24 protein-coding genes are annotated in these 26,454 nt (G+C 64.0%); 5 read left to right on the top strand and 19 right to left on the bottom strand.

Annotated features, from left to right (window positions below; all coding sequences use genetic code 11):
- Window positions 1-53: 53 nt before the first annotated feature.
- Window positions 54-560: a response regulator gene (locus B0G73_RS22700; RefSeq protein WP_106283511.1), complete on the bottom strand. Its 507-nt coding sequence runs from the start codon at window positions 558-560 to the stop codon at window positions 54-56.
- Window positions 561-639: 79 nt separating this feature from the next.
- Window positions 640-2,259, bottom strand: a complete 1,620-nt coding sequence (locus tag B0G73_RS22705; protein ID WP_106283512.1) for an ATP-binding protein — start codon at window positions 2,257-2,259, stop codon at window positions 640-642.
- 414 nt (window positions 2,260-2,673) lie between these two features.
- Here B0G73_RS22705 and B0G73_RS22710 point away from each other — a divergent pair, with 414 nt between their 5' ends.
- The gene (locus tag B0G73_RS22710; RefSeq protein WP_106283513.1) at window positions 2,674-3,168 is read left to right on the top strand and encodes a hypothetical protein; all 495 of its coding nucleotides are present in this window, start codon (window positions 2,674-2,676) and stop codon (window positions 3,166-3,168) included.
- Between the two features lie 115 nt (window positions 3,169-3,283).
- Here B0G73_RS22710 and B0G73_RS40610 read toward each other — a convergent pair whose 3' ends face one another.
- Both B0G73_RS40610 and B0G73_RS22715 read right to left on the bottom strand, forming a co-directional pair.
- On the bottom strand, window positions 3,284-3,460 hold the full coding sequence (locus B0G73_RS40610) for a hypothetical protein (RefSeq protein ID WP_181196630.1): 177 nt from the start codon (window positions 3,458-3,460) through the stop codon (window positions 3,284-3,286).
- The gene (locus B0G73_RS22715; protein WP_106283514.1) at window positions 3,460-5,961 is read right to left on the bottom strand and encodes an AsmA family protein; all 2,502 of its coding nucleotides are present in this window, start codon (window positions 5,959-5,961) and stop codon (window positions 3,460-3,462) included. The genes B0G73_RS40610 and B0G73_RS22715 overlap by 1 nt, the downstream gene beginning before the upstream one ends.
- Window positions 5,962-6,154: 193 nt before the next feature.
- Here B0G73_RS22715 and B0G73_RS22720 point away from each other — a divergent pair, with 193 nt between their 5' ends.
- Entirely contained in the window at window positions 6,155-6,895 is a 741-nt protein-coding gene (locus B0G73_RS22720) for an ATP-binding cassette domain-containing protein (RefSeq protein WP_106283515.1), read from the top strand.
- Window positions 6,892-7,698, top strand: coding sequence for an ABC transporter permease (gene fetB / locus B0G73_RS22725; RefSeq protein WP_106283516.1), 807 nt, complete (start codon window positions 6,892-6,894; stop codon window positions 7,696-7,698). The genes B0G73_RS22720 and fetB overlap by 4 nt, the downstream gene beginning before the upstream one ends.
- Before the next feature lie 43 nt (window positions 7,699-7,741).
- Here the strand turns inward: fetB and B0G73_RS22730 are convergent, their stop codons facing one another.
- Together B0G73_RS22730 and B0G73_RS22735 are read right to left on the bottom strand one after the other, a co-directional pair.
- A complete protein-coding gene (locus tag B0G73_RS22730) occupies window positions 7,742-8,299 on the bottom strand; it encodes a DUF6013 family protein (protein WP_106283517.1) in 558 nt (185 codons plus the stop codon).
- A gap of 355 nt (window positions 8,300-8,654) precedes the next feature.
- Entirely contained in the window at window positions 8,655-9,677 is a 1,023-nt protein-coding gene (locus tag B0G73_RS22735; RefSeq protein WP_106283518.1) for a zinc-binding alcohol dehydrogenase family protein, read from the bottom strand.
- A gap of 163 nt (window positions 9,678-9,840) precedes the next feature.
- Here B0G73_RS22735 and B0G73_RS22740 point away from each other — a divergent pair, with 163 nt between their 5' ends.
- Window positions 9,841-10,803, top strand: coding sequence for a LysR family transcriptional regulator (locus B0G73_RS22740; protein ID WP_106283519.1), 963 nt, complete (start codon window positions 9,841-9,843; stop codon window positions 10,801-10,803).
- Between the two features lie 39 nt (window positions 10,804-10,842).
- Here the strand turns inward: B0G73_RS22740 and B0G73_RS22745 are convergent, their stop codons facing one another.
- The 4 genes from B0G73_RS22745 to B0G73_RS22760 all read right to left on the bottom strand — a co-directional run bounded on the left by B0G73_RS22745 (window position 10,843) and on the right by B0G73_RS22760 (window position 16,640).
- Complete coding sequence (locus tag B0G73_RS22745; protein WP_106283520.1) at window positions 10,843-11,148, bottom strand: hypothetical protein; 306 nt, start codon at window positions 11,146-11,148, stop codon at window positions 10,843-10,845.
- A gap of 40 nt (window positions 11,149-11,188) precedes the next feature.
- Window positions 11,189-14,200, bottom strand: coding sequence for a DNA ligase D (gene ligD, locus B0G73_RS22750; RefSeq protein ID WP_106283521.1), 3,012 nt, complete (start codon window positions 14,198-14,200; stop codon window positions 11,189-11,191).
- Window positions 14,201-14,243: 43 nt separating this feature from the next.
- Window positions 14,244-15,254 (bottom strand): Ku protein, encoded by a 1,011-nt coding sequence (locus tag B0G73_RS22755; protein ID WP_106283522.1) that lies wholly within the window; start codon window positions 15,252-15,254, stop codon window positions 14,244-14,246.
- A gap of 132 nt (window positions 15,255-15,386) precedes the next feature.
- Window positions 15,387-16,640, bottom strand: a complete 1,254-nt coding sequence (locus B0G73_RS22760) for a cytochrome P450 (RefSeq protein ID WP_106283647.1) — start codon at window positions 16,638-16,640, stop codon at window positions 15,387-15,389.
- 434 nt (window positions 16,641-17,074) lie between these two features.
- Here B0G73_RS22760 and serB point away from each other — a divergent pair, with 434 nt between their 5' ends.
- Window positions 17,075-17,914, top strand: a complete 840-nt coding sequence (serB, locus tag B0G73_RS22765) for a phosphoserine phosphatase SerB (RefSeq protein ID WP_106283523.1) — start codon at window positions 17,075-17,077, stop codon at window positions 17,912-17,914.
- 53 nt (window positions 17,915-17,967) lie between these two features.
- Here the strand turns inward: serB and B0G73_RS41390 are convergent, their stop codons facing one another.
- The 9 genes from B0G73_RS41390 to phaR form a co-directional block, all read right to left on the bottom strand.
- Window positions 17,968-18,099 carry a hypothetical protein gene (locus B0G73_RS41390; RefSeq protein WP_258193421.1) on the bottom strand — a complete coding sequence of 44 codons (132 nt, stop codon included), beginning with the start codon at window positions 18,097-18,099 and terminating at the stop codon, window positions 17,968-17,970.
- Between the two features lie 50 nt (window positions 18,100-18,149).
- Window positions 18,150-18,599, bottom strand: coding sequence for a hypothetical protein (locus B0G73_RS22770; RefSeq protein WP_106283524.1), 450 nt, complete (start codon window positions 18,597-18,599; stop codon window positions 18,150-18,152).
- A 178-nt stretch (window positions 18,600-18,777) separates the two neighbouring features.
- Window positions 18,778-19,962, bottom strand: a complete 1,185-nt coding sequence (locus B0G73_RS22775; RefSeq protein WP_106283525.1) for a cystathionine beta-lyase — start codon at window positions 19,960-19,962, stop codon at window positions 18,778-18,780.
- A 140-nt stretch (window positions 19,963-20,102) separates the two neighbouring features.
- Window positions 20,103-20,753 (bottom strand): hypothetical protein, encoded by a 651-nt coding sequence (locus tag B0G73_RS22780; protein WP_106283526.1) that lies wholly within the window; start codon window positions 20,751-20,753, stop codon window positions 20,103-20,105.
- Window positions 20,754-20,800: 47 nt separating this feature from the next.
- Window positions 20,801-21,985: a beta-ketothiolase BktB gene (gene bktB / locus B0G73_RS22785; protein WP_106283527.1), complete on the bottom strand. Its 1,185-nt coding sequence runs from the start codon at window positions 21,983-21,985 to the stop codon at window positions 20,801-20,803.
- Window positions 21,986-22,052: 67 nt separating this feature from the next.
- Complete coding sequence (locus B0G73_RS22790; protein ID WP_106283528.1) at window positions 22,053-23,003, bottom strand: sugar kinase; 951 nt, start codon at window positions 23,001-23,003, stop codon at window positions 22,053-22,055.
- Window positions 23,004-23,006: 3 nt separating this feature from the next.
- Complete coding sequence (gene rimO / locus B0G73_RS22795) at window positions 23,007-24,392, bottom strand: 30S ribosomal protein S12 methylthiotransferase RimO (protein WP_106283529.1); 1,386 nt, start codon at window positions 24,390-24,392, stop codon at window positions 23,007-23,009.
- A gap of 81 nt (window positions 24,393-24,473) precedes the next feature.
- Window positions 24,474-25,496, bottom strand: a complete 1,023-nt coding sequence (locus B0G73_RS22800; RefSeq protein WP_106283530.1) for a tRNA-dihydrouridine synthase — start codon at window positions 25,494-25,496, stop codon at window positions 24,474-24,476.
- A gap of 279 nt (window positions 25,497-25,775) precedes the next feature.
- Window positions 25,776-26,405, bottom strand: coding sequence for a polyhydroxyalkanoate synthesis repressor PhaR (phaR, locus tag B0G73_RS22805; protein WP_106283531.1), 630 nt, complete (start codon window positions 26,403-26,405; stop codon window positions 25,776-25,778).
- Window positions 26,406-26,454: the final 49 nt, after the last annotated feature.

Raw genomic sequence — 26,454 nt, forward strand, 5'->3', positions numbered from 1 at the left:
AGTGGTCTATCTTGTCACGAGCGTCTTTCGGCCGGCTTCATGCGAACCTTCCATCACGGCGCCGCGAGACGATGCCCTGAAGGCAGCTTGACCACCTGCAGGAAAAAACCGAGGCGGCGCACGGCTTCGATAAACGCATCGTATTCGACCGGCTTGGTGATATAGACATTGCAGCCGAGTTCGTAGCAACGCGCGATTTCGCGCGGGTCGTCGGTCGTGGTCAGGACGATCACCGGCACGGCGGCCGTCTGCGGCGATTCTTTCAGACGCCGCAAGACTTCAAAGCCGTCCACCCGCGGCATTTTCAGATCGAGCAGCACGACGAAATTCATCAAATCTTCGCGCGCGGGCACAGCGCTGTTAGCGGGATCGGCCGGGGAACTCGCGGCGTCGGCCGTTGACGGCTCCGGGCCGAAGAAATAATCGAGCGCCTGCTGGCCGTCGCGAAAGCGCACGAAACCGTTCGAAATGCCGGCGCGGCGCAGATTGCGCTCGACCAGCGTGGCGTGGCCGTCGTCATCTTCGATCAGTACGATGCTGACCGTTTCCCCGTGATTCATATGCTCTCCGTGCTCAACGATGGGTTGATGCCCGCCGCTTGTGATTATCCGCGCCGCCGCCCTCTTTGCCTGCTCAAGTTCAAAGACGCGCGGGCTGTTCCGGCAACACCACGAAAAACGTCGACCCCGCGCCCTCCGCCGACTCGACCCACACGCGGCCTCCATGCCGTTCCACCGTGCGACGCACCACCGCGAGACCGATGCCGTCGCCGTTCGCGACGTCGCCGTGCAGGCGCTGAAACGCCCGGAACACTTTCGACATATAGGCGGCCGGAATGCCGAGGCCGTTGTCGCGCACATAATACGTGCGCATGCGGATCGCGCGCGGCTCGCCTGCCTCGGCCGGCTCGACCGGTTCGGGTTCCAGCGCGCCGACTTCGATACGCCCGTTGCGCGCCGGGTCGAGATAATTCAGCGCGTTGCCGATCAGATTGCTGAAAATCTGCTCGATCGCGCCGGGGTCGCCCCACGCGGGCGGCAGATCGCGCACGGTCACCACGGCGGCATGCTGCCCGATCGCGCCCTGGAGTGCGTCGACCACCCGGCCCACCACGCGCCCGACGCTCACACGCTGCCATTGGTATTCGAGCCGGCCCGCGCGTGAAATACGCAGCAATGCGTCGATGATCGACGCGGCCCGCGTCACTGCCGTGCGCAAATATTGCAAGGACTCGCGCATCTCGCCATCGAGAATATGCGCCATGCGTCGATGCTCGGCTGGCGGCAATTTTGCCGCCTCGACGACGCTGCCCAACTCGTCGCACGAGACCTGCAGTTCCTTCGAGAAGCCTTGCAGATTCACCAAGGGCGAGCGCAGATCGTGCGACACGCTGTAGATGAACATTTCATTATCTTGCGTCTCCTGACGCAGTTCCTCGTTGACGCCCGCCAGTTCCCGCGCGCGCGCTTCGAGCCGCGTCTTCAGCATGGCCTGCTCGGCTTCCGCCGCACGCAGGCGCGCGCCCGTCTGATGCAGCACGGTGTCGAGCGCGGCAATTTCGTCCTTACCCGACAGCGCCGGCGCCAGCGTGCGCCCGCTGCCCAAGCGCTCGGCGTTCTCGGTCAACACTTCCAGTCGCCGGCCGATGCTGCGCGCAAAGGCCACCGCGGTCGCGGCCCAGATCAGCATCGAGCCCAGCACGGCGCCGATCAGCGCGTACTGCTGATGGTCGCGGCGCCGCGCGAGCGCGGCCGAACGTTCAGCGTCGAGCCGCGACGCCTCGTCGCCGAACGCCGCGAGTTCATCGCGAAACACGGCGATCTGCTGTGGCAACGCGCCAGTCTCCAGCGCCGCAAACGACGTCGGACGACGCCCTTCGCGCAGCGCCTGCGAGATCGCGACGGTTTGTGTGCGATACGCGTCGATGGCCCGCTGCATCTTGTGCACGCGTTCGACCTGTTGCGGCGTGCCGGCGACCAGCACCTCGAGATTCGACAGCCGGTCGCCCAGATCGACCCACACGGTATGGCGGTCGATCAGCGACGCGTCGCCGATCACCATGCCCGTGCGAACCCGCGCCGTCTGACGCAGCAGCGGATCGACGATGGCCGATGACTGATAGAGAATCTGCTTGCTGTTGGTGACCCACTGCGCGGCCTGCGCTGTCTGCTCCTGGGTATCGAAGACGACCCCAAGAAGCGCCAGCTCGACCGCGCTCGGCACTGCAATCAGCAGCAGACCCTTGGTGAATAGTTTCATGTTCGCCCGAAGGGTCGCAAAGGGTCGCTCAAGCGGTCGATCAAGCCGCGGCGGTGCGCGTGACCGGCCACGCAGCGCCGCGCCGGCGGGACATTGCGGTGTGATATCGGCGAGCTCGGTGTAGGGCAGCCGGACGGGCCATTATCGACGTGAATTCGAGATATTTCAACGTGCCGGCAAGATGCGCCGCCCCACACAAAAATGACTTTTTTATTGGTATGAGATGATTTTTCGACGCCTCGTGCGTCTATGATGGAAACAGGTGGGCTAGGAAGCGAAAGCGCGCGGCGAGGCGGTTCGGCATGATTCGTGCGGGAGGCGGTGGGGCGGCGTTGTTGTCGAATCACCGTGAATCCGACCTTGTCGTATGCTATAAAAGATCGACGTGCGGCGCGCGAAGCCGGGAGTGGTCGCATGAGGACGCTGCGTTTCTTGCAATTCTTTTTCAGGCGAATTTTTATGTCCTTCCCGAAAAAGCGTAGACGCGCGAAGGTGGACGGCGATGAGTCGTTCCTCGCGGTACTACGGCATTTCAAGCCGTTCGGTCAGCTCGACACCAAGATTGCGCGTGCTCGCGCGCAAGACGAGCCTGTCCTTTATGCGCACGTGCTGCCGGGACTCGATGTACTCCTGTGCAGTGTGCGTGGCGCACAACCGCCCTATCCGGCACCCGCCGAGTTACGGCGCCGTTGCATCGAATCCATTACCAATGCGCTGGAGCAGCCGCTCGACGGTCTCGAGAACGGCGGCTACTGGTATGAGGCCGACGGCTTCGGCTTTCTGGTGTTTGCCAGCCGGGCTCGCGCCAGGATCCTGACGGAATTCGGCGCGACTCGCGTAGGCGGTGCGCGTCGCGGGGTGCGTCGTCAGGATGCTGCTGGAGACGCCGCGCCGCGCTCGCTCAGGTAGACCGCTCAGGTAGACCTTTAGCTTTATAGTTGCGCTTCACGCTCGCAACACCGTCTGTTCACACAGTTCATCACACGGTGTTGCGTCATCACCTTTCCTTGATTCGATTTGTCTCTCAGGTGATCTGTCTGCGCGCGCGTGCGGCGCTCGCCGTGTCTCGTTTGCTCGTAATGTCGTCGAAATTGTCGAAGTCGTCGCGCCCGGGCGGCACACTGATCAGCCACAAAAAGATCAACGACAGGCCGCCGCCGAAACTCCAGCTCAGCCAATCCGAAGGCAGGATGAAAGGCATCAGCTTCCCTTGTATGTAGCCGCGCTGGCGGGCGACACCGCAGCCGGCTTCTTCTTATCCGTCGTCGCCGGTGACGAAGCGCCGCCCGATGATTTGTTGACCGGCGCGCCATCCAGAGAAATCGCCGACTTGGGCTGCTGCTTTACGCCCGGCGGCGGCGCCGTCGGCGCCTGGCGGATCTGCGCGAGCATTTGCGTGCACGGCAACGGCTTGTTGTTGCTCGGCGCGAGCAACGGAATCAGCGCCGCGAACGGATTGATCAGGCCGAGGCCGACCGCCGCGCCGCCGCGCAAGGCCAGCGCGGCCGCGTTCACGCCGACGTGCGGGTCCTTGAAAGTGCCTTTCACGTAGAGCGGCGAACGCAGCGAGAAGACACGGAAACCCTTGGTATGCGGATGCACGCCGAGGTCCATCGACTCGTCGCGCAGATTCACGTTGCCGTCGATGTCGATCACGGCGTCGTCCGTATCGAGCGCGAACACACGCGATTCCAGCACGCCGTTGGTCGCGACAAAATCGGCGGCCGCGCAGTTGATTTTCACATCGCGATTGCCGAACAGCTTTTCATACACGACGTTCGCCACGTTCAGCCCGGCCGCTTCCATCAGCAGACGGCTCACCGTGCCGTCCGTCACCAGCGCCTTGACCTCGCCGTTCGACGTTGCCGCGAGCGCCGCCGGCGAATTGCCCGTGGCGGTCAACGCGGCGTCGCCGTTGATTTCGCCAAGGGCGTTCTGCATCGTCTTGAAGTTCGGGAACAACTGCTTGAGCTTCAGATGCCGCGCCGAGGTCGCGAAACGGCCCTTGAGCGGCGTCGTGCTGCCGTCCAGATGAATGTCCGAAGCGAGCGTGCCGCCGGCCACGCCAAACTTCAACGGTTCCAGCGACAGTACGCCGTCGGTCATCACCACGTGCGTGTACAGATCCGTGATCGGCAGATTCACGTCCTTGACGATGCGCCGGCCGGTGAACTTCACGTCGGCGTCGATCGCCTTCCAGCGGTCGGTGCGGAATTCTTCGACCGGCAGCGCCTTGTTGGACGGCTGCGTCGTCGCGTCGCCGCGCTTGGCCTTGCTGGCGTTCGAGTCCGCGCCGATCACCGGCGCCAGATCGGAAAATTGCAGCAGATGCGACACGAGTTCGCCCTGCAGCAGCGGACGCGGTTCACGCGCCGTATAGGTCATTGAGCCGTTGATATCGCTGCCGCCGACCCGGCCTGTAAAATTTTCATACTTGAAGACGTTCCCCGTGGACTTGAACTGGCCGACGAGCCGCCCTTCGGTTGCATAAGGCGGTGTGTCGGGCAGCGTCACGCCAGTCAGCGAATAGAGACGCGCCATGCTGTTGCCTTGCAGCCAGAGGCGCAGATCGACCGCGGCAAGATGCGCCGGATCGGTGATCGTGCCGACCAGGCCGACATGCAGATCGCCCGCCTTGACATCGGCTTGCACCGGGAACGGCCGGTTCGCGTCCTGCAGCGCGAGCACACCGCCGACCTTGCCGCTGCCCGACACCGGCGTCTTGTTGTAAGTCCCTTTGACGGTCCAGCCGATGGCGTACGGCGGAATTTCCTGCTTCGCGCCGGCTTGCGTCTGCGCCTCGCTCGCGCCCGAAGCCGAGGCCGGCGCGGACGCCACGCCCACGCCGCTCGCGCCTGCAACCAGGGCCTCGCTCGCGCCTTTCGAGCCGCCCGCGACCAGGCCGCCCGAGGCGCCCGTGGCCGCCGTGGTACCCGACGCGCTGATATCCGTCGACGACGCGCCGGAGGCAGCCGCCGCGGACGCCGCCGCGGCCTCCGACGCCGCTTGCGCATTCGCCTGCTGAGTCAGCTTGCTCGCACCCGACTTGCCGATGGTTTGCGCCGACGAACTGCGCGACGCCGCTTCCTGCTGCTTCATGGCTTCGCCGATCGGAATCGGCTGGCCGAGCGTGTCGATGGCCATCTGCAGATCGACCTTTTTCTGCTGATCGGACAGCGCGATATTGCCTTTGGCAAAGGCGATATCGTGCAGTTCGAGCTTCCATTCCGAAGGCGCGCTCGACGCCGCCAGCTTGAAGGTCCAGTTGTTGCGGCCGTCGAGCACGCGCTCGAGGTCGACCGAAGGATTCACAAGGTTGATGGTGGGAATCACGATATCGTGCGCGAGCAGCGGCAGCACCTTGACCTGGAAGTCGATCTCGTCGAGCGTGGCGAACTGCGGCTGCTTCGTCCAGTCCGGATTGCCCACGGTGATATTGGCCGCCGAGAAACGCGGCCACGGCACCCAGCCGCGCCAGCCGGTTTCGCCGACCGGATGCCGCCAGCCGACCTTCAGATCGCCGTTGATGGCGAACGGCCTGCCGATCGCTTGCGTGACCTTGTCGTTGATATAAGGCCGTGCCCGGTTCCAGTCGAACGTCAGAATAAAAATAGTCAGCGCGACAATCAGAATGACGATAATCGCCAACAGCCACGCGATGATTTTTCCGATTCGCCGTCCTGTCGTGCTCGACACTGCCATTGAGAGGCTCCGCTAATTCTTTTACGTTGAACAAAGAGCAGCACGTTGCGTGCCCGATCATTGACCGCCAGCGCCGTGCCGCCGGCGCTTTATTAGCGCTTTATCAACGCTTTATCATGTTGAGCGCAGGTTGCACCCACACACACGTTGCAGCGAGCCTCGACCTTACGCATCCCCCATTACAAATTCAAACATGACCGATGTTCCCTTAGTCCTCGCCGAAGGCATCGTCCGGCGCGATGCCGTGCGCGGCCAGACGTTGCTGCAGCCGACCACCTTCGCTTTACAGGGAGGCGACCGTGTCGCGATCACCGGACCGTCAGGCTCGGGCAAGAGCGTGTTCCTGCGCGCCCTCGCGCTGCTCGATCCGCTCGATGCGGGACGCGTGATATGGCATGGCGCGCCGGTGGAACGCGCCGCCATTCCGCGCTACCGGCGCAACGTCGCGTATATCCGGCAGCGGCCCGCGCTGCTCGACGGCAGCGTCGAAGACAATCTGCGCTACCCGTTCGAGTTGCGCACGTATCGCAGCGTACGCTTCGATCGCGCGCGAGCGGCGAGCCTCGCCGCTCAGGCCGGCCGCGGCGACGACTTTCTCGACAAGCGCGCAAGCGAGTTGTCCGGAGGCGAGGCGCAGATCGCCGCGCTGATTCGCGTGCTGCAACTCGCGCCCGAGGTTCTGTTGCTCGACGAGCCGACTGCCTCGCTCGACCCGGAGTCGTCGCATGCGATCGAAGGACTGGTGCACGCATGGTTCGACGCCGATCCCGCTCGTCATGCGTCGATCTGGGTGTCCCACGATCCGGCGCAAGCCACGCGCATGAGCGCGCGGCATCTGACCATGCGCGCCGGCGTGCTCGACGAAACCGCGCGGACCGAGGCACGGCCCGAGATGCCGCCCGCCCATCAGTACCAACAGGAGTCCGGCCAATGACACTGCAAAACCTGAGTCTGTGGGATGTCGCAATCGCCGCGCTGCTGATCGTCGTGAACGGTGCCGTCTCGGTGGCGCTCAAGCTCGATCTCGAACGCAAGCTCGCGTGGGCCGCCGTGCGCACCGTCGTGCAGTTACTGGCGATCGGCTACGTGCTCGGCTGGGTATTCCAGTACGACCGCTGGTACGTGGTGTTGCCGCTGATGATCGTGATGACGCTGATCGCCGGCTTCGCGGGCGCGCAGCGCGGCAACCGCACGTATCGCGGACAACGCGCGGACAGCGTGCTGTCGATCTGGGTGAGTTCGTGGCTGGTCGCCGCGGTCGGGCTGTTCGTCGTGATTCGCATTCACCCGTGGTACGAGCCGCAATATGCGATTCCGATTCTCGGCATGATCCTCGGCAATACACTGACCGGCGTGTCGCTCGGCATCGAACGCATGACCGAGGAATTGACCGCGCGACGCGATCGCGTCGACATGGCGCTCGCGCTCGGCGCGACGCGTTGGGAAGCGGCACAGGCGCCCGCGCGCCAGGCGGTGCGGGCGGGCATGATGCCGACGCTCAATCAGATGGCCGTGGTCGGCGTGGTGAGCCTGCCCGGCATGATGACCGGCCAGGTGCTGGCCGGCCAATCACCATTGCAGGCGGTGCGCTATCAGATCGTGATCATGTTCCTGATCGCCGCGTCGTCAACGCTGGGGACCGTGGGCGCGGTGCTGCTCACCTACCGGCGGCTCTTTTCCGCCGAGCACCGGTTTCTGTCGGCGCGGCTCGTGGAGCGGACCGTGGCACGGCGCTAAGCCGCGTTCAGGCTCGCCGCTGTGCTCCCTTCACGCGCCGGACTCAACGCTTCGCGCTTATCGCGACTTCCGTGCCGTCGCTGAGCGTGAGTGTTTTCGTGCTGCCGTTCACCGGCATCGTGAAGCGCACGATCTGGCTGACGCTCACGTCGTTCGGACACTTGAGCGTTTTGCCGCCGCTCGTGACGGTTTTCACGCCCTTCGGCGTCTGCGCCTGGAAGCTCAGTTGTACCGTCGCCGTGCCGTCGCCGGCAACCACCGGCGCGAAACGGATCTGCGTCTGCCGGATCATCGCGCCATTGGTGTCGGTCGGTAGTGACGCGTAGTTCGGACACGCATCCGTCGCGGGAACCGGTCCGCCAGGCGGCACCGTCTTCCATGTGAAGTCGTCCGATTCGCCGGAGCGGATCGTGCGGGTTTCCTGCGAATTGCCGAACTGTTTCGACGTGACGCGCACCGTGTAGCGGATCGGGCCGTCGAGGGCGGACTGGGACGTGACCGTGATCGGCGTGGCCGCGCGAGCCACCGGCGCAAACATGCCGGGCGCGAGCGCGCATGCGAGAGAAGCGACAACTGAAACGGCGGAGAGTCTGAAGCTCATACTGTCACCTCGTTGTTGTGCCGCTGCGCGCCCGCTTCAGCGCTACTGCTCGCGCACCGCCTGGCTCGATGATGCCGGGCCGCGAGACACGCAACTGTTTTAGCATGCTGCCCTGCCAGTCTAACGCCAAGCGGCGCTGCGCGCGCTGCCTGCGAATCGGGTGTTAACCCGCTTGCGGCGACGCGTTTTCTGCGCGTATCGCGGCTTTGGCGCACGAAAGCGCAGGTCGCGCCGCACTGCTGCAGATCGACGCACCGGATAGCACAGTTTGATGTGCATCAAATGAACACGGCCGGCGCGCATTGCTGCGACGCCGGCCGTTTTTTCGCTTCAGCCCGCTACGGCGAAACGCTATTTACGCGTCGAAACCCGTCAGCACCAGTTTGCCGATCGCGCGCCCTTCTTCAAGCAGTTGATGCGCGCGGCGCAGATTCGCGGCGTTGATCGTGCCGAGGCTCTGGCCGACGGTCGTGCGCAGCGTGCCCGCATCGACGAGACGCGCGACTTCCGTCAACAGCTTGTGCTGCTCGATCATGTCCGGCGTGCCGAACATGGAGCGCGTGAACATGAACTCCCAATGAAAGGCGGCACTCTTCGCCTTCAGCAGTTCGACCGGCACCGGCTGGCTGTTTTCCACGATCGTGCAGATGCTGCCTTGCGGCTTGACGACTTCCGCCGCGGCGGGGAAATTCTTGTCGGTGTCGTTGAACATCAGCACGTAATCGACCTGGTCGATGCCGAGCTTTTTCAATTGCGCGGGAACGTCGCCGAAATGATCGACGATGTGATCCGCGCCCAGCTCCGTGGCCCATTTCGCCGATTCGGGCCGCGACGCGGTTGCGATCACCTTCAGCTTCGCGAGTTGCTTCGCCAGTTGGATGCCGACCGAGCCGACCCCGCCCGCGCCGCCGAAAATCAGCACGCTGCGGCCTTCGTCCGCGCCTTGCGGCGACACGCCGAGACGGTCAAACAACGCTTCCCAGGCGGTGATCGCGGTCAGCGGCAACGCGGCCGCGTGAGTGAAATCGAGCGACGCCGGCTTGCGCCCGACGATCCGTTCATCGACCAGATGGAACGCGCTGTTGGCGCCCGGCCGCGTAATGCTGCCCGCATAGAACACCGGATCGCCGACCTTGAACAGCGTGACGTCCGGGCCGACCGCGGCCACGGTGCCGGCAGCATCCCAACCGAGGATGCGCGGCGTCTTTTCGAGCGTGTCTTTCGGCGCGCGCACCTTGGCGTCGACCGGATTGACGGAGATCGCCTCGACCTTGACCAGCAGATCGCGACCAGTGGCTTCGGGTTTCGGGATCTCGACATCGACCAAGGCTTCCGCTTGATCGATCGGCAAATAGCGATAGAGACCGACGGCTTTCATACATGCTCCTGTTAGTTCAAATCAGAGTGAAAGGATCGCCGTCTTTGCGACGGCCCGCTGGTGCCGGTTGCGCGTCGGCGATTCCATTGGCGTCATCCTACGGCGGCTCTTATTCTTTTAAAACCGTCATAATGACTAAAACATTTTTTGGAATTTCAGAAGAATGAACTCACCTCCTGTTCAGGTTTCGTCCGAGCGCACGCCACCGGGCGACCGGGAGCGGCTCGATCTGCTCGACGTCGCCCTGTTTGTGCGCGCCGCATTGCTGGCCAACGTGTCGGCGGCCGGACGCGAATTCGGTTTGTCCGCAGCCGTGGCCAGTTCTCGCATCGCGCAGCTGGAAAAGCTGCTCGGCGCGCGTTTGCTGCACCGAACCACTCGCCGCATCAGCCTCACGCAGGACGGTGAAGTCTTCATGACGCGCGCCGAAGCCCTGCTCGACGCGGCCGCCGCCGCGCGCGCCTCGGTGGGCCGGGCGCAGGCCGAGCCGCAGGGCCGTCTGCGCGTCTCGATGCCGTCTTCGTTCGGACGGCAGCACGTGTCGCCGGTAGTCGGCGAATTTCTGCGCCGCTATCCCGGCGTGAGCGTCGATTTGCGGCTGACCGATCAACTGGTCGACCTCGTCGATGCGGGTATCGACGTGGCGATCCGCGTCGGCGCGCTGAAGGATTCGTCGCTGGTGGCGCGGCGCCTCGCGGTAAACCGGCGGGTGCTGTGCGCCGCGCCCGCTTACCTTGCCGCGCGCGGTACGCCGCATCATCCTTCGGACCTCGCGGAGCACGAGTGCATGATTCTGTCGGACCAGCGCGACTGGTCCTTCGTGACGCCGGCCGGACCGCTCACGGTGCGCGTGAGCGGGCGCCTCGTCACGGACAACGGCGAAGTGATCCGCGACGCCCTGCTCGCTGGATTCGGCATCGCGCTCAAATCGACGTGGGACGTCGCGCTGTATTTGCGCAGCGGCGAACTGGTCAGCGTGCTGGACAGCTATCCTCTCGCCGATAGCGTGGCGATCTGGGCCGTGTACCCGAGCCGTTCGTTCGTGCCGCCGAAGACGCTCGCCTTCATCGAATTTGTGGCGGCCCATTTCGGCGATCCGCCTTACTGGGACAGAGAGCCGGTTTGAGACCGAAGCGCCGGCGACGGCGCTCGAATCGACGCATGGTCAGTGCTTGTTGCCGCGTGCGCCGCCGGCTCCTTTGTCGTCGGAGTTGACGTCGGTGTGCGCATCGTTCTGCGTCTTCTGCTGATACTCGCCGCCGCCGCGGCGGTCGGTATCTTTCAGACCGCGTTCGAGGTCGCGATGCGCCTGCTTGCCGACTTGGCGCGGGCCGTCCTCGCGCTGCGACTCCGGATTCTGATCGGCTTCATGAGGCAGAGGCGCGGCGGCTTCCTGCATCGATTGGGGCTGCTTTTTTGCGTGTGGGTCCGCCTGCTTGTCGCCGTCGGACGATTGCGGTGAAGTCTTCATGGTATTGCTCCTTATCGTTCTGAATCGGGTCCGGCCGAGTTTATTGCGCATCGACCAGACGTTTTTTCATGGCTGCGGTGATGCGCTGACGCGTCTTCGCATAGTCCGCCCACGGGTCGCTTTTGAGGTCGGCGAGGCGTTCGTGCAGATTCTCGATGGTCCATTGATCGCCGCCCTTGGTGCCGGCGACCTCGTCCCACGCGAGCGGCACCGATACACCGAGGCCCGGACGCGCCCGCGCCGAGAATGCCGCGACCGTGCTGGAACCGCGGTTGTTGCGCAGATAGTCGACGAAGATTTTCTGCTTGCGATTCTGCGCGCCCATCTTCGCGCTGAAGTACTTGGGCAGCGTTGCCGCCATGTGCTGGGCGACGGCTTGCGAGAAGTCTTTCACCTCGTCCCAGCCGGCCTGTTTCGCGAGCGGCACGACCACATGCAAGCCCTTGCCGCCGCTCGTCTTGCAGAACGATTTGAGGCCGAGTTCTTCGAGCAGCGAACGCGTGAGTTGCGCGGCTTCAATCATGCGTTCCCAACCTAGCGCCGCGTCGGGGTCGAGGTCGAACACCACGCGGTCGGGCTTTTCGATATTCGACACGACGGCGTTCCACGTGTGAAATTCGACGGTGCCCATTTGCGCGGCGCCGACCAGCGCTTTGATGGTATCGACGGTGATCAGCGGCGGATGGCCGGGATCGAGGCCCGGATGCTGCGTGACATTCGGAATCGACAGCTTCTGGCTGTGCTTCTGAAAAAACAGTTCGCCGCCGATGTCCTCGGGCGCACGCACCAGCGACACCGGACGGTCTTTCAGATGCGGCAGCATCCATTCGGCGACGGATTCGTAGTACTGCACGAGATCGATCTTGCGCGCGCCGCTGCTTTTGTCGATGACCCGGTCGGGATGTGAGATGCGGACGCCGGCGACTTCGGCGGGCGGCGCAGCGGTGTTTGATTTTGCGGGTGCGGGTTTGGTGGCTTTGGTTTTCGTGGTCGCGGTTTTCGTTGCGGCGGATTTCGTTGCAGCGGATTTCGTTGCAGCGGTTTTTGCGGCACTGGCCTTCGCGCCGGCTTTCTCTGCGTCGCGGCTTTTTACGCTGGCCTCTTTCGCGTCCGCCGTTTTCGCGTTGGCCTTCGATTTCGCCGCGCCAGTCTCCTTTTCACCGGAAGCGGCCACAGTACTGGCGGAAGTTTTCCGCGCCGCACGTTTCTTCGGCGCGTCGGAGATGGAATCAGTTTGCTGTTGCACGTCGGCTCCCTGGCGAGGTGTTTCCTTGACGATCTGGCGCGCCGGCTTGTCGTTGCGCAGACTCACGAACGACGCCTGACGCACGATGCCGTCACTCGTCCATTCCGCGAAATTGCATTCGGCTACGAGCACCGGTTCGACCCAATGCACCGGCGTGCGGCTGCGCTCGCGCGGCGCGGCCGCAAACGGCATGCGCTGGGTCGCGTGCGCGTCGAGTTCTTTCTTGACCGAGCGCAGCAGCGCCGCGTCGAAGCCGGTGCCCACACGCCCCGCGTAATTCAATTTGCCTTTGCTATCGTAGACGCCGAGCAGCAGTGCGCCGAACGCCGCGCGGCTGCCGGACGGTTCCGAATAGCCGCCGATCACGAACTCCTGACGCCGGCGGCATTTCAACTTGATCCACGTCGACGAACGTCCCGACAGATAGCCGCTGTCGCGCCGCTTGCCGATGATGCCCTCCAGCGCCATATCGCACGCGCTTCTGAGCAGGTCTTCCGCGCTGAAGTCGAAATTGTTCGAGAAGCGCAGCACGCTGTCGTCGACGCCTTCCAGCAAGGCGCGCAGAATCGCGCGGCGCTGTTCGAGCGGCACGCCGCGCAAGTCGTAGCCGTTCAGGAACGGTATATCGAACAGGTAGACGATGATGTCTTGTGGGCGGTTCGCATCGAACGCGTTCTGCAGCGCCTGAAAATTCGGTACGCCGTTCTGGTCCAGCACCACGGCTTCGCCGTCGAGCCACGCGCTTTCGATGCCTAGCTGTTCGAACGCCTTGACCTGTTTGCTGAACTTCGCGGTCCAGTCGTTGCCGGCGCGCGTGAACACCTTGACGGCGCCCGCCTTCGCATCGCGATCGATTCGGGCCAGCACACGGTAGCCGTCGAACTTGATTTCATACGACCATTCGTCACCGGGCGGCGCGGCATCGACGAGCGTCGCCAGTTGCGGCTTGAAGGTCGCGGGCAAGCGGGCTTTCACGGCGCCCTCGATCGAGGGCGCGGCGGCGAGTTCGCGCAGCGACTGTGCGTTGCGCGTCGCCACGATGTCCGGTCGCCGGGGATCGGCGTTGGATGAAGCAGCTTTCGCGCTGTTCTTGCCTCCTCGTTTTGCGGACGACGTCGTATCAGAAACGGCCGCAGTGGCTGCCGCAGTTTTGCGTGTGCCCCTGGTTGCCGCTGTCTTCGTCGTTTGCTTTCCGCCTTTGCCCGACGAAGCGCTGCCGCTGAGCACGCTGCCTGGACGCTTCTTCAGAATGTCGTAGTCGCTCTCGTCGCGCGCTTCGTCGTCGCGTTCCTTGATCAGCAGCCATTGCTCCTTGTCGCCACTACCACGCATATGGCTGCGCACCAATGTCCAGCCGCCTCGCAGTTTTTCTCCATGCAAATGGAACTTGAGTTTGCCGGCTGCGTAGGAACGCGCCGCTTCCGCCGCGCCGCCGACCGGCCCCCACGTGCCGCGATCCCACACGATCACGCTGCCCGCGCCGTAGTTGCCCGGCGGGATTTCGCCTTCGAAAGAACCGTATTCGACCGGATGATCCTCCACATGCACTGCCAGCCGTTTCACCGACGGATCGAGGCTCGGCCCTTTCGGCACCGCCCACGACAGGAGCGTGCCGTTCAGTTCGAGCCGGAAATCGTAATGCAAGCGCCGTGCGTCGTGCTCCTGAATCACGTAGGAGAGCGCCTCGCCGACTGCCTTGCCGGTCGTTTTCCGGCCGCCTGGTTTGCGCCTGGCGCGCGTGCCAGCCGGCTCCGGCGTGTCGTCGAAGCGGCGCTTGCGGTTGTAGAGATCGAGTCTGTCGTTCATGGCGATGACGTCGTCGTGAGTGGCTCAGGCGCGATGCCGACGATCAGGCCGCCGCGCGACGTTTGCGGGCCGCCGGCGTCGACGAGGTTTTGGTGCTCGCGCGGCCGCTTGTGCCACCAGCGCGCGTTGTTGTCTTGCTCGCTGTGCGAGTCGTGCGCGGTTTCTTGCGGGCCGGCGTCTCATCCTCGGTATCCGCATCGGCCTCATCGCCGTCGTCGTCCGCGGCGCGCTTGCGGCCGCCCGCCGCCGGCTTGCTCTTGCCGCGCCCCAAGCTGCGCTTGAGCAGATCCGATAGATCGAGGATGTCGGCGGATTGACGCGACTCGTGCGGCGCTTCGACTTCGGTGATTTCCTCGGTCTTGCCCGCGCGAATCTTGCGATCGACCAGTGCCATGATGTCGTCGCGGAAGGTGTCGTGATACTGCGACGGATCCCACTTGTCGCTCATGTCGTCGATCAGCTTCTTCGCCATGTCGAGTTCGCGCGCGGATACGCCCGCCGCCTTCACACCATCGGCCGGCAGCTTGAATTCGTCGAAATCGCGCACCTCCGCGGCCCAGCGCAGCGTGTTCAGCGCCAGCACCGGCCCCACTGGAATCAGCGCCGCCAGATGCTGCTTGTTGTGCAGCACCACGCTCGCCACGCCGATCTTGCCGGACGCCTTCATGGCTTCGCGCAGCAGCGCGTAGACCTTTTCGCCCTTGCGGTCGGGCGTGAGGAAATAAGGTGTGTCGAGATAGAGAAACGAGATATCGGGGGCGTCGACAAACGCCAGAATATCGACCGTTTGCGTCGACTCGGGGTTCGCCGAGCGGATTTCGTCGTCGGAGAGCACGACGTACTTGTCCTTCTCGTACTCGAAGCCGCGCACGATGTTATCGCGCGTCACATCCTTGCCGGTGCGCTTGTTGATCTGCTTGTAGCCGATCGGATCGATCGTGCGCTTGTCCAGCAGATTGAAGCCGACTTTCTCGGACTGCGTCGCCGGATATAACTGCACCGGCACGTGAACGAGGCCGAAGCTGATTGCGCCTTTCCAGATCATGTGTGCCATCGTGCGTTCCCCTGGGCCTAAGACCTGACACGAAGCAGCAAGCGTGCCACGGCCTTGCGGGCAGCGCCGGCGCGCGGCGCGGTACGACGGGCGCCGGCACAGGCTGTAAGTCTTGCGTCAGCACGGCAAAAGCTACGCCGTGCGGCTGGCGGCCGGTACAAGTTCCAGCGGCACTTCGGCGAAGCCGCGAAAGCGGACGCGTCCGCCGCGCGTCGGCTCGCCATCGAGGCGATAGTCGGGAAAACGCTGCACGAAGCGGCCGATCGCGATGCGCGCCTCGAGCCGCGCGAGCGACAAGCCGGCGCACTGATGGATGCCGAAGCCGAACGCCAGATGCCGGTTCGGATCGCGGCGAATGTCGAAGCGGTCCGGATCCGCGAACTGCTCCGGGTCGCGATTCGCCGCGCCGATGCACAGCGTGACCGGCGTGCCGCGCGCGACCGCGACGCCGCCGATCTCCGTGTCGACGGTCGCCATGCGGTTGCCGAGCTGGTTCGAACTCTCGAAACGCAGGCATTCCTCCACCGCGGATTCGATCAGCGACGGCTCGTGCAGCAGCGCCGCGCGTTGCTCGGGCCACTGCGTCAACGTGACGAGGCCGTTGCCGATCAGATTGGTGGTCGTCTCATGGCCGGCGTTCAGAATGAAAATGCAGTTCTGCAGCAACTCCGCTTCCGATAACTGCTCGCCGCCCTCCTCGCCCTGAATCAGACGCGTCAGCACGTCATGCTGCGGGTCGCCGGGCGCGCGCCGGCGCCGCGCCACTAGATCGCGCAGATAGCCGACGAATTCGTCCACCGCGCGATTGCCGCGTTCGAACTGCGCTGCGGTCAACGACGGCTCGAGCGCGCCGAGAATCGCGAGCGACCAGTCACGCAAGGGCTCGCGCTCCGCGTGCGGCACATCCAGCAGATTGCCGATGATCTCGACCGGAATCGCCGACGCGAACTCGCCGATCAGATCGATCCGGCCGCGTGCGCCGGCGGCATCGAGCAAGCCGTCGACGAGGCGCACCAGCCCGGGCTCCATCGCCGCGATGGCGCGCGCCGTCAGCGCCCCGGCGATCAGCTTGCGCACGCGCGTGTGGCGCGGCGGATCGTTGAAGACCAGGCTCGTGGTGTGATGCGCGTAGAGCGGCGAGTCGCCGTACTTCGGCTTGAATTCGACGGTCTTGTCGGAGCTGAAGGTTTTCGCGTCGCGATACACGGCCTGCACGTCACGAAACCGTGTCAGAAATAGCGAACCGTCCGGCATGCGCTTGACCGGTTCGTGAGTGCGCAATGCGTGATAGACCGGATAGGGATCGGCGTGGAAAGCGGGATCGAGGTGGCGCAAATCGAAGTCGCGCGCAAGAGTGGATGCGTCGCTGGCGGTCGCCGGGGGCATGCGTGTCTCCGTAGTGGTGCGCCTCGTCATGGATGCCGGTGCGTTCACGTGGCGGACGTTGCACGCCGCGAAGGCGCGGATGCGACGGTCGGTGCGCGCAGCGGCTGCGGGGCGTCGTTCGATGCGCCAGTATGAACTGGGCGCCGCAGGATTGCACGGTGCGCTGCGAGGTGGGGCGTGGCGTGGCGTTTCCTGCGGATTGCCAAAGGTGCCGTGCACTGCGAAGCCTGGCGCTCCGCTACCGATTGCCGAAGGCGCGGTGCGATGCGATGCGAGATGCGGCGCGGCGTCCGCCGCGGATTGCCAAAGGCGCGCAGCGGTCCCGCTCTCCGAGCGGATCGCCAGCGGCAAGGCCAACCGGCGAACCGTTACAATAGCGGGATTTTCCGCGCGCGCCGCGCGCCGTCCTTTTCCGCGTTACTGCGTCGTCGTCCATGAACCTCGTCATTCAAAGCCCCGCGCCCCTTTCCGCCGACCATCACAAAGCACTCGTCGCGCTGGCGCGCGGTTCGCACGCCAGCGTCGTCGACGCGAACGCGATTCGCATTGCGGACGCCAACATCGCCCAGCGCGCCGACCTCGACGTCTATTGCGGCACGCATCAACTGGACTACGCGTTTGTCGAAGCTGGCCGCCAGCTGCGCGACTTCGGGCTAGTGGCGATGGACATGGATTCGACGCTGATCACGATCGAATGTATTGATGAGATTGCGGACTTCTGCGGACTGAAAGCGGAAGTGGCCGCGATCACCGAAGCCTCGATGCGCGGCGAAATCAAGGACTTCAACGAAAGCCTGACACGCCGCGTGGCGCTACTCGAAGGCCTCGACGCAAGCGCGCTGGAACGTGTGTACGAAGAGCGGCTGCAACTCACGCCGGGCGCCGAGCGGATGTTGCCTGGCGCGAAGGCGGCCGGGTTGAAAACGCTGCTGGTGTCGGGCGGATTCAACTTCTTCACCGAGAAACTGAAGGCACGGCTGGGCCTTGATTTCACTCGCGCCAACACGCTTGAAATCGTGGATGGCAAACTGACCGGCAAGGTGGTCGGCGAGATTGTCAATGCCGATGTCAAAGCGCGCACGCTGCGCGAAACATGCGCGCAACTGGGCATTGAAACGAGCCGCGCCATTGCCATGGGCGATGGCTCCAACGATCTGAAAATGATGGCCGAAGCCGGGCTCTCCGTTGCGTTCCGTGCGAAGCCGGTGGTGCGCGAAGCGGCTAGCGTGGCGTTCAACTATGTCGGCCTGGATGGCTTGCTGCGGCTGTTCTGATGCCGGTTGGATGCGCTGGCCGACGCAATGGCGGCCAGCGCCCGGCAGTGATGTCATTTTTTCAGAACGTCCACTGCGATTAACGCCAGCATGCTGGCGAAATCGACGACACCGATGATCCCACACCACTTCAGAAAGCGCGCGTAGTTTTCCTCTACTGTCAGCCACATTGTCATTTTTTTCACGAGAGCCTCCTTTGAGAGGACAAGTATAAATGCTGCACTATCTAAAAAATCTATCTCAGGTGCACATGTAGGAATGCCAATATAAAGGCAGCGCCGCAAGCGAAGAGGATTGACATAGCTATCTCCATGCGCGAGAAAGCTCCATCAGCAAATGGTTTGTTTCGCGGCGGCGCCTTCGCCTTGGTCCGTTCGTAATGCGTATTGACCAGACCCGACATCACGAGGCTGGAACAGGTGAATGCCGCCACGCACAATCCGGCTGCGTAGTACGCCAGAACCGGTGCCTCGGCACTGCCACGCTCCAGCGCCGTCACCACTTCATAGACCGCCGACGCGCACAAGCCGATCGCACACCAGAACAGTTGGCCGTCTTTCACCGAGCCGGCAATCAACGCCTTTGCGACGTGCCAGCCGTGCGCGGGCGCGACGAGCACTAGCGTAAAGATCGGGCCGATGATCGGCACGCCGAGATTCAGCAACACCCAGAAGAAAAGATTCATCGAAGCTCACCATAGTGCGGCAACCGTAAGTTGGGATGCGCACCATCGTAGCGTCGAGACCGCACGCCGAACATTCGGCCGAATGGTTAGGCTTACTGGCTATCTTGACAAGAAAAAACCCACCGGGAACATGTCCCGATGGGTTCACTTTTCCAAACGGAAAAAAGTCGATCTAGCGTTATCCCAGCGCCGCCAGAGACTGCTCGATATCCGCACGCAGGTCCGCCTCGGCTTCGAGGCCGATATAGAACCGCACCAGCGTCCCGCCGTGCGGCCATTGGCCCGCCGTGCGCATCGACGCGACGTCGTACGGCATCACGAGACTGTGCGCACCGCCCCAGCTCCAGCCGAGCGAGAACAGTTCGAGCGACTCGCAGAACGTGTCGATTTGCGCCGCGCTGTAGCGGCCGTCGAACACGACGGAAAACAGCCCGCCCGCGCCCGTGAAGTCACGCTTATAAAACTCATGGCCCGGACAGTCGGAGAGCGCCGGGTGCAACACCGCGGCAATTTCCGGCCGCGTCTTCAGCCATTTGGCCAGGCCGAGCGCCGCGCGGTCATGCTGCTCGAAGCGTAGTTGCATGCTCGGCAGGCTGCGTAGAATCAGCGAGCAGTCGTCCGACGAAACGCCGATGCCCATGCGCATGCGCGCCGCCTTCAGCTTCAGATGCAGTTCGCGATCGACGGTAATGGTCGCGCCCATCAGCACATCGCCGCCGCCCGATTGATATTTCGTGAGCGCCTGCACCGAGATGTCGACGCCGTGATCGAACGGCCGGAAACCGAGCCCCGCCGACCACGTGTTGTCGATTGCGGTGACGACGTTGCGCGCGCGCGCCGCCGCGGTGATGGCGGGCACGTCGGCTACTTCCATGGTCACCGAGCCGGGCGCTTCGAGCCAGATCAGGCGCGTATTCGGCTGGATCAGCGCGGCGATTCCCGCGCCGATCATCGGATCGTAGTAACGCACGGTGATGCCGAAATCGCGCGCCAGCCAGTCGCCGTGATCGCGATTCGGCGAATAGACGTTATCGGGAATCAGCACGTCGTCGCCGGCCTTGACGAGGCCGAAGTACACGTTCGAGATCGACGACAGCCCCGACGGCTGCAGCAACGCATGATTGCCGCCCTCGATGGTGGCGAGGCGCTGCGCGAGCGCGAGCGACGTCGGCGTGGCATGCAGCCCGTAGCGCCATTGCGCATCGTTTTTCCAGTCAAGCGCGCGCATGGTCGCGAGATCGGGGAACACGACCGTCGACGCCCGCGTGACCGGCATCGAGAACGATTCGAAGCCCGGCGTGAGCTGATCCTCGGCACGTACGATGCGGGTTTGCAGTTCGCGTTGGAGTTTGGATTGAGTCATGGTGAATTCTGGTGAGAAGCAGACGGAAACGGAGGGCGCGCGGTGTCAGGGCGAGCGCCGCCCACGCAAGAGTAGACGAGCCTGCGGGATTTCGCTCGCGACACAGCGCGCGAGCGGTCGGGCGCCACGCGGCTGTGGGTTCACTCGCCGGTTCGCAGGTTGCTGACGCCGCCCACGGCGTGGCCGCCGGCAGCAGCGGCGCTCGAAGCGGGCACCGTGGCGGCGCCAGCGGAAGGCTGCGCCGTAGCCTCGTTCGTCGCGGCCGCGGCCACCGGTGCGCCCGGAGGCGGCACCGCCTGCCCTGCCGCCAGCGGCTTCAGGTCGAACGGCTGCGGGTCGGAATCATCGACGTTCATGCGCTCGCCCGCCACCGAGCCGTCCGCTGCGAACTTGCCGACCCAGTTGCCGGTGATATGGGTGCCGTCGTTCGATTCCTCGACTTCGAGCGTATCGCCATCCCGGTCGCCCGCGATCAGGATCACCGCGCCGGTGTCCGTGAACTGATACTCGCCGTGCACGCCCGACGGGTCGTCGCTTTTCGGGCCGAGCTTCAGCACGATCTGGCGTGAACCCAGCATGCCGGCGTAGCGCGGGAACTTCGCGAATTCGGGGCTCGGCTTGAGTGGCAACTGGATCGGCGGAGGTGCCGCCAACGCCTTCACCGCGTCGCTCTCCGCCCACGCCTGCGCGGGCAGCGTCGTCGCCGCACCGGCACACATCAATACGGCAGCGCTCGTCATCCACCAACCGCGCCGGCGCACCGCACCCTTCATCGCTTTCAATTCCCGCATCCTTCCTTTCCTTTGCTCGATACTACTTACGGCCGACATGCCGCGCTTCAGATCCGTTCGAAGATCGCCGCGATGCCTTGCCCGCCGCCAATACACATCGTAACCAGCGCATAACGCCCGCCGATCCGCTGCAGCTCGTGCAGCGCCTTGACAGTGATGAGCGCACCGGTCGCGCCGATCGGGTGGCCGAGCGAAATGCCCGAGCCGTTCGGATTGACCTTGGCCGGATCGAAGCCCAGTTCCTTGCTGACCGCGCAGGCCTGAGCGGCGAACGCTTCGTTGGCCTCGATCACGTCGAGGTCGGCGACCGTCAGCCCGGCGCGCTCGAGCGCGCGGCGTGTGGCCGGCACCGGACCGATGCCCATGTACGCCGGATCGACGCCGGCATGCGCGTACGACACCAGCCGCGCCAGCGGCTTGATGCCACGCTGTTCGGCGAGGCTGCGCTCCATCAGCACGACCGCCGCGGCGGCGTCGTTGATGCCCGACGCATTGCCCGCCGTCACCGTGCCGTTTTCTTTCGCGAACACCGGCTTCAGCTTGGAAAAATCTTCCGCCGACGCGTTCATGCGCGCGTGTTCGTCCGTGTCGAACACGACGTCGCCTTTCTTCGACCGAATCGTGATCGGCAGAATCTGTTGTTTGAAGTAGCCGCTCGTGATCGCGTTGGCCGCGCGGCGATGCGATTCGAGGGCGAGCGCGTCCTGTGCTTCGCGCGAGATGTCGTATTTACGCGCGACGTTCTCGGCGGTCACGCCCATATGGATCGACTGGAACGGGTCGTTCAGCGCGCCGACCATCATATCGACGAGGCGCGCGTCGCCCATGCGTTGACCGAAGCGCGCGGCCGGCATGGAGTAAGGCGCGCGGCTCATGTTTTCCGCGCCGCCGCCGATCGCAATGTCGGCGTCGCCAAGCAGCACGCTTTGCGCGGCCGACACGATAGCCTGCAGGCCGGAGCCGCACAGACGGTTCACCGTCAACGCCGGCGCATGTTGCGCAACGCCGCCGTTGATTGCGGCCACGCGCGCCAGGTACATGTCTTTCGGTTCGGTGTGCACGACGTTGCCGAACACCACGTGGCCGACTTCGTCGCCCGACACGTTGGCGCGCGCCAGCACTTCGCGCACCACGCATGCGCCGAGATCGGTCGGCGAAAAATCCTTCAGGCTGCCGCCGAAACCGCCGATTGCCGTACGCACACCGCTTACCACCACTACGTCCCGTTGCATCGCTCGCTCCTCTTTAGTCTCTCAAGATGATCTTGCCTCGGCGGGTGGCGCTCTGTAGCGCGCGTATTCAGCCCGCCAGAAGTTGTTCGACCGTCGCGCGCGAAGGAATCGGCGCCACCGCGCCGTAACCTTGCGTGGACAGCGCAGCGGCGACGTTCGCGTAACGCGCCGCGGCAAACGGATCGTCGCCCGCGACGATGCGCGCGATGAATGCGCCGCCGAAGCAGTCGCCCGCGCCGGTTGCATCGACGGCATTGACGACGTGGCCCGGCACGACGCGCCGCTCGTTCGGCGTCGCGATATACGAGCCCTCTTTGCCGAGCTTCAGCGCAACCACACTCGGGCCGTGCGACAGCAGGAAATCGACGATTTCGTCACGGCCGGTCAGGCCCGTGAGGTCGGTGACGTCGTCCCAACTCGGCAGGCAGATATCGGTCTGACGGATCGCTTCGAGCATCACCGCGCGCGCCCGCGCGAGCGGCCAAAGCTTCAGACGCAGATTGGTGTCGAAGCTCACGCGCACGCCGTTGGCGCGCGCATGCGCGATCGCTTCCAACGCTGCGTCGCACGCGCTAAGACTGATCGCGAGACTGATGCCCGACAGATGAATCACCTTGGCTGCGGCGATCGCGTCGAGCGGCAGATCGTGCGGCGCGTAGCGGCTCGCGGCCGAGCCGGCGCGCAGATAGTCGAATGCGTGGCCGTTCGGGCCGTGCGACACGAAATACACCCCCGTGGACGCCCGCGGATCGACGCGCACCAGCGACGTGTCTACTTGTTCACGCTCCCACAGATCGACCAGCAAACGTCCGAAGTGATCCGCGCCGACCGCCGACACGAAACCGGTCCGCGCGCCTTGTCGTGCAGCCGCGATACAGAAGTTCGACGTATCGCCGCCGAAACCTTGCAGATAGTTCGGCTGGTCTTTGGCCGACTGGTTGAATTCGATCATCGCCTCGCCGAGCGCGAGGATTTCGGGACGCCCGGATTGCGGCATTGCGGTCGTGCTGGCCGTCATCGATTAAACCTCGCCCCACAAGTCGTGACCGTCGGCGCCGGTGATTTTCACCGACACGAAATCGCCGACCTTGTAGCGCTTCGACGCCTTCGCAGCCGGAGCGATATACACGACGCCGTCGATCTCCGGCGCGTCAGCCGCGGTGCGGCCGATGCCGCCGTCGGCGTTGATTTCGTCGACCAGCACCTTCAGCGTCTTGCCAACCTTCTTCGCGATACGCTTGGCCGATACTTCCTCGGCGACTTCCATGAAACGCGCACGACGCTCTTCGCGCACTTCGTCAGGCAACGCGCCATCGAGTTCGTTGGCCGTCGCGCCTTCGACCGGCGAATAGGCGAAGCAGCCGACGCGATCCAGTTCCGCCTCGCGGATAAAGTCGAGCAACGTCTGGAACTGCTCTTCGGTCTCACCGGGGAAGCCGGCGATGAACGTGCTGCGGATGGTCAGATCCGGGCACATTTCGCGCCATTTCTTCACGCGCTCCAGCACTTTCTCGGCGTTGGCCGGGCGCTTCATGCGCTTCAACACTTCCGGATGCGCATGCTGGAACGGCACGTCGAGATATGGCAGCACGTGGCCCTTGTACGGACCTTCGGCCATCATCGGAATCACTTCGTCGACGCTCGGGTACGGATACACGTAGTGCAAACGCACCCACGCGCCGTATTGCGCGGCGAGTTCGCCGAGCGCGCCGACCAGGTCGGTCATGCGCGTCTTGATCGGCTTGCCGTTCCAGAAACCCGTGCGATATTTGACGTCCACGCCGTACGCGCTCGTGTCCTGCGAAATCACCAGCAGTTCCTTCACGCCCGACTTGAACAGATTTTCCCCTTCGAGCATCACGTCGGCGACGGGACGCGACACGAGGTCGCCGCGCATGGACGGGATGATGCAGAACGTGCAGCGGTGATTGCAGCCTTCGGAAATCTTCAGGTACGCGTAATGACGCGGCGTGAGTTTCACGCCGGCGGCCGGCACCAGGTCGACGAACGGATCGTGCGGCTTCGGCAGATGGGTGTGCACGTGCTGCATCACTTCGCCGAGCGCGTGCGGGCCGGTCACGGCCAGCACCTTGGGATGCACTTCTTCGATCAGCCCCGAGCCGCTCGCGCTTTTCTTCGCGCCGAGACAGCCGGTCACGATGACCTTGCCGTTTTCGTTGAGCGCCTCGCCGATCGCGTCGAGACTTTCCTGCACCGCTTCGTCGATGAAGCCGCAGGTATTGACGACCACGAGGTCCGCGCCGTCGTATGTGCCGGAAATTTCGTAACCTTCGGCGCGCAGTTGAGTGATGATCTGCTCGGAATCGACCAGGGCTTTCGGGCAGCCAAGGCTAACGAATCCGACCTTGGGCGTGGCAGTCGGGACAATCGTGGGTGTGGCAGACATGGGGGACCGCTTGAAGACGTTAAACCTTGAATTGTAGCGGTTCGCCAAGGCTGCCGCTCGTAAGTCTTTGAATTTTCGCCCTCAAACGACCGCGAGGTCGGCTGGATTGCGCTGTGAAAGGTGCCCGGATTGATGTGTCGCCGTTAATTGACCGACGCCCAAAGCACGCTCGATCACTTCCAGAATTTCGTGCGAATCCTGCACCCGGCGGATCGCCGCATGCAACTCGGCGGCCTGCGGCCAGGTCCGTTGCAGATAGCTGAGCCACTTTTTGACGCGCCCATGCTCGTGCCGGGAAACGACACGGGCCTGCAATTTCCGCAGATAACCGGCGATGTGACTCAGCACGTCCTGCCAGTCCCCGTCGGATGGCGAGCGCTCCATCAGTCCGCGGATTCTCAGTGCCAGGAAAGGGTCCGAGACGGCGCCGCGTCCGATCATCACGTCCGCACAACCGCTGACCGCGCGGCAGCGCTCCCAGTCGGCCACCGTCCAGACTTCTCCGTTCGCGATCACCGGCACGTCCACGGCGGCGTCGATGCGCGCGATCCACTCCCAGTGGGCGGGCGGCCGGTAGCCGTGATCCCGCGTTCTGGCGTGGACGACCAGCGAGGCCGCGCCGCCTTCCGTCAGCGCCGTGGCGCAATCAATTGCAAGCGACGTGTCGGACACGCCGAGGCGCATTTTTGCCGTCACCGCGATGCCGGCCGGCACCGCGGCGCGTACCGCCGACACGATCCGGTTCAACTGTTCAGGGTCGGCCAGCAGCATGGCTCCGCCGCCGTGCTGATTCACGACCTTGGCGGGACATCCGAAGTTCAGATCGATGCCATGCGGCGACAAGGTGGCCGCGTGGGCCGCGTTCAGGGCCATCCATTCGGGGTCGCTGCCGAGCAGCTGGATGACCATCGGCGTGCCGTTGGGCGTGTAGGCTCCGTCGAGCACTTCGGGCGCTTCCCGCTCGTAGACGCGGGTGGGAAGCACCGAGCCCGTCACGCGAATGAACTCGGAGACGCATCCGTCGAATCCGCCGATGCCGGTCAGCACGTCACGCAAGACGTAGTCCGCGAGACCTTCCATGGGGGCGAGATAGAGGCGGCTCATGCGGAAATGGGCGCCGGGAAATGGCGCGTTTCCTGAGGATAAACGGGGCGTCCGTAAAACATGAGATCGACGATCGGAATGGGGATGAAGTTGGCGGCCAGAGCGCCCTCTCCGAGGAAATGCCCCACACACGCAGCCGGCGATTGTACCGCGCCTGCAGCGGATCGGCCGCGGCCGGCCGCTCAGTCCTGGCGAGGGCCGCGCATGCGAAGCGTCAAAACTCCGGGGCGCTTCCCGACGACACCCCAACGCCGCGACACCCCGCTCGTCTGATCGCCCCTACTTCTTCTCCGCCTCCGGATCAACTTCCGGGCTACCCTGCGGATTGGTTGGAGCACTTCCGGGATTGCCGGCACTGACCGCGCCACCCGGCGTAAACGGAAATGTGGCGAACATCGATTTCGCCTGGTTCTGCATCTGCTCCTGCATCTGCACGAACATGTTTTTCGACTGCTCGATATAGCTGGTCATCATGCCCTGCATCATCGGCGCCTGCATGTTCATGAACTGCGACCAGACCTCGGGGTTCATCGCCTTGCCTTCGTACAGATTCTTCGACTGGTCGGCGAGCTTCGCCTGAATGTCGATGAAGGCCTGGATGTTCTTTTCCAGATACGTGCCCATCATGCCCTGCATCGCATGACCGTAGAAGCGGATGATCTGCGACAGCATCGACGAGGAGAACATCGGCAAGCCGCCGCTCTCTTCTTCGAGAATGATCTGCAACAGGATGGCGCGCGTCAGGTCCTCGTTGCTCTTGGCATCGATGACCTTGAAATCCTCCTGATCCAGCACGAGCTGTTTGACGTCCGTCAGCGTGATGTACGTGCTTGTCTCGGTATCGTAGAGCCGACGATTCGGATATTTCTTGATCAGTCGTTCGGCTGTTTTCTTTGTAGTAGTGGTCATGTAACGCCCTTGAGCGCAAGTTGAGCGTGGAAACGGCGTCAGCGACTGC

Origin of the sequence: Paraburkholderia sp. BL25I1N1 (assembly GCF_003002025.1) — a bacterium.
GTDB lineage: Bacteria > Pseudomonadota > Gammaproteobacteria > Burkholderiales > Burkholderiaceae > Paraburkholderia.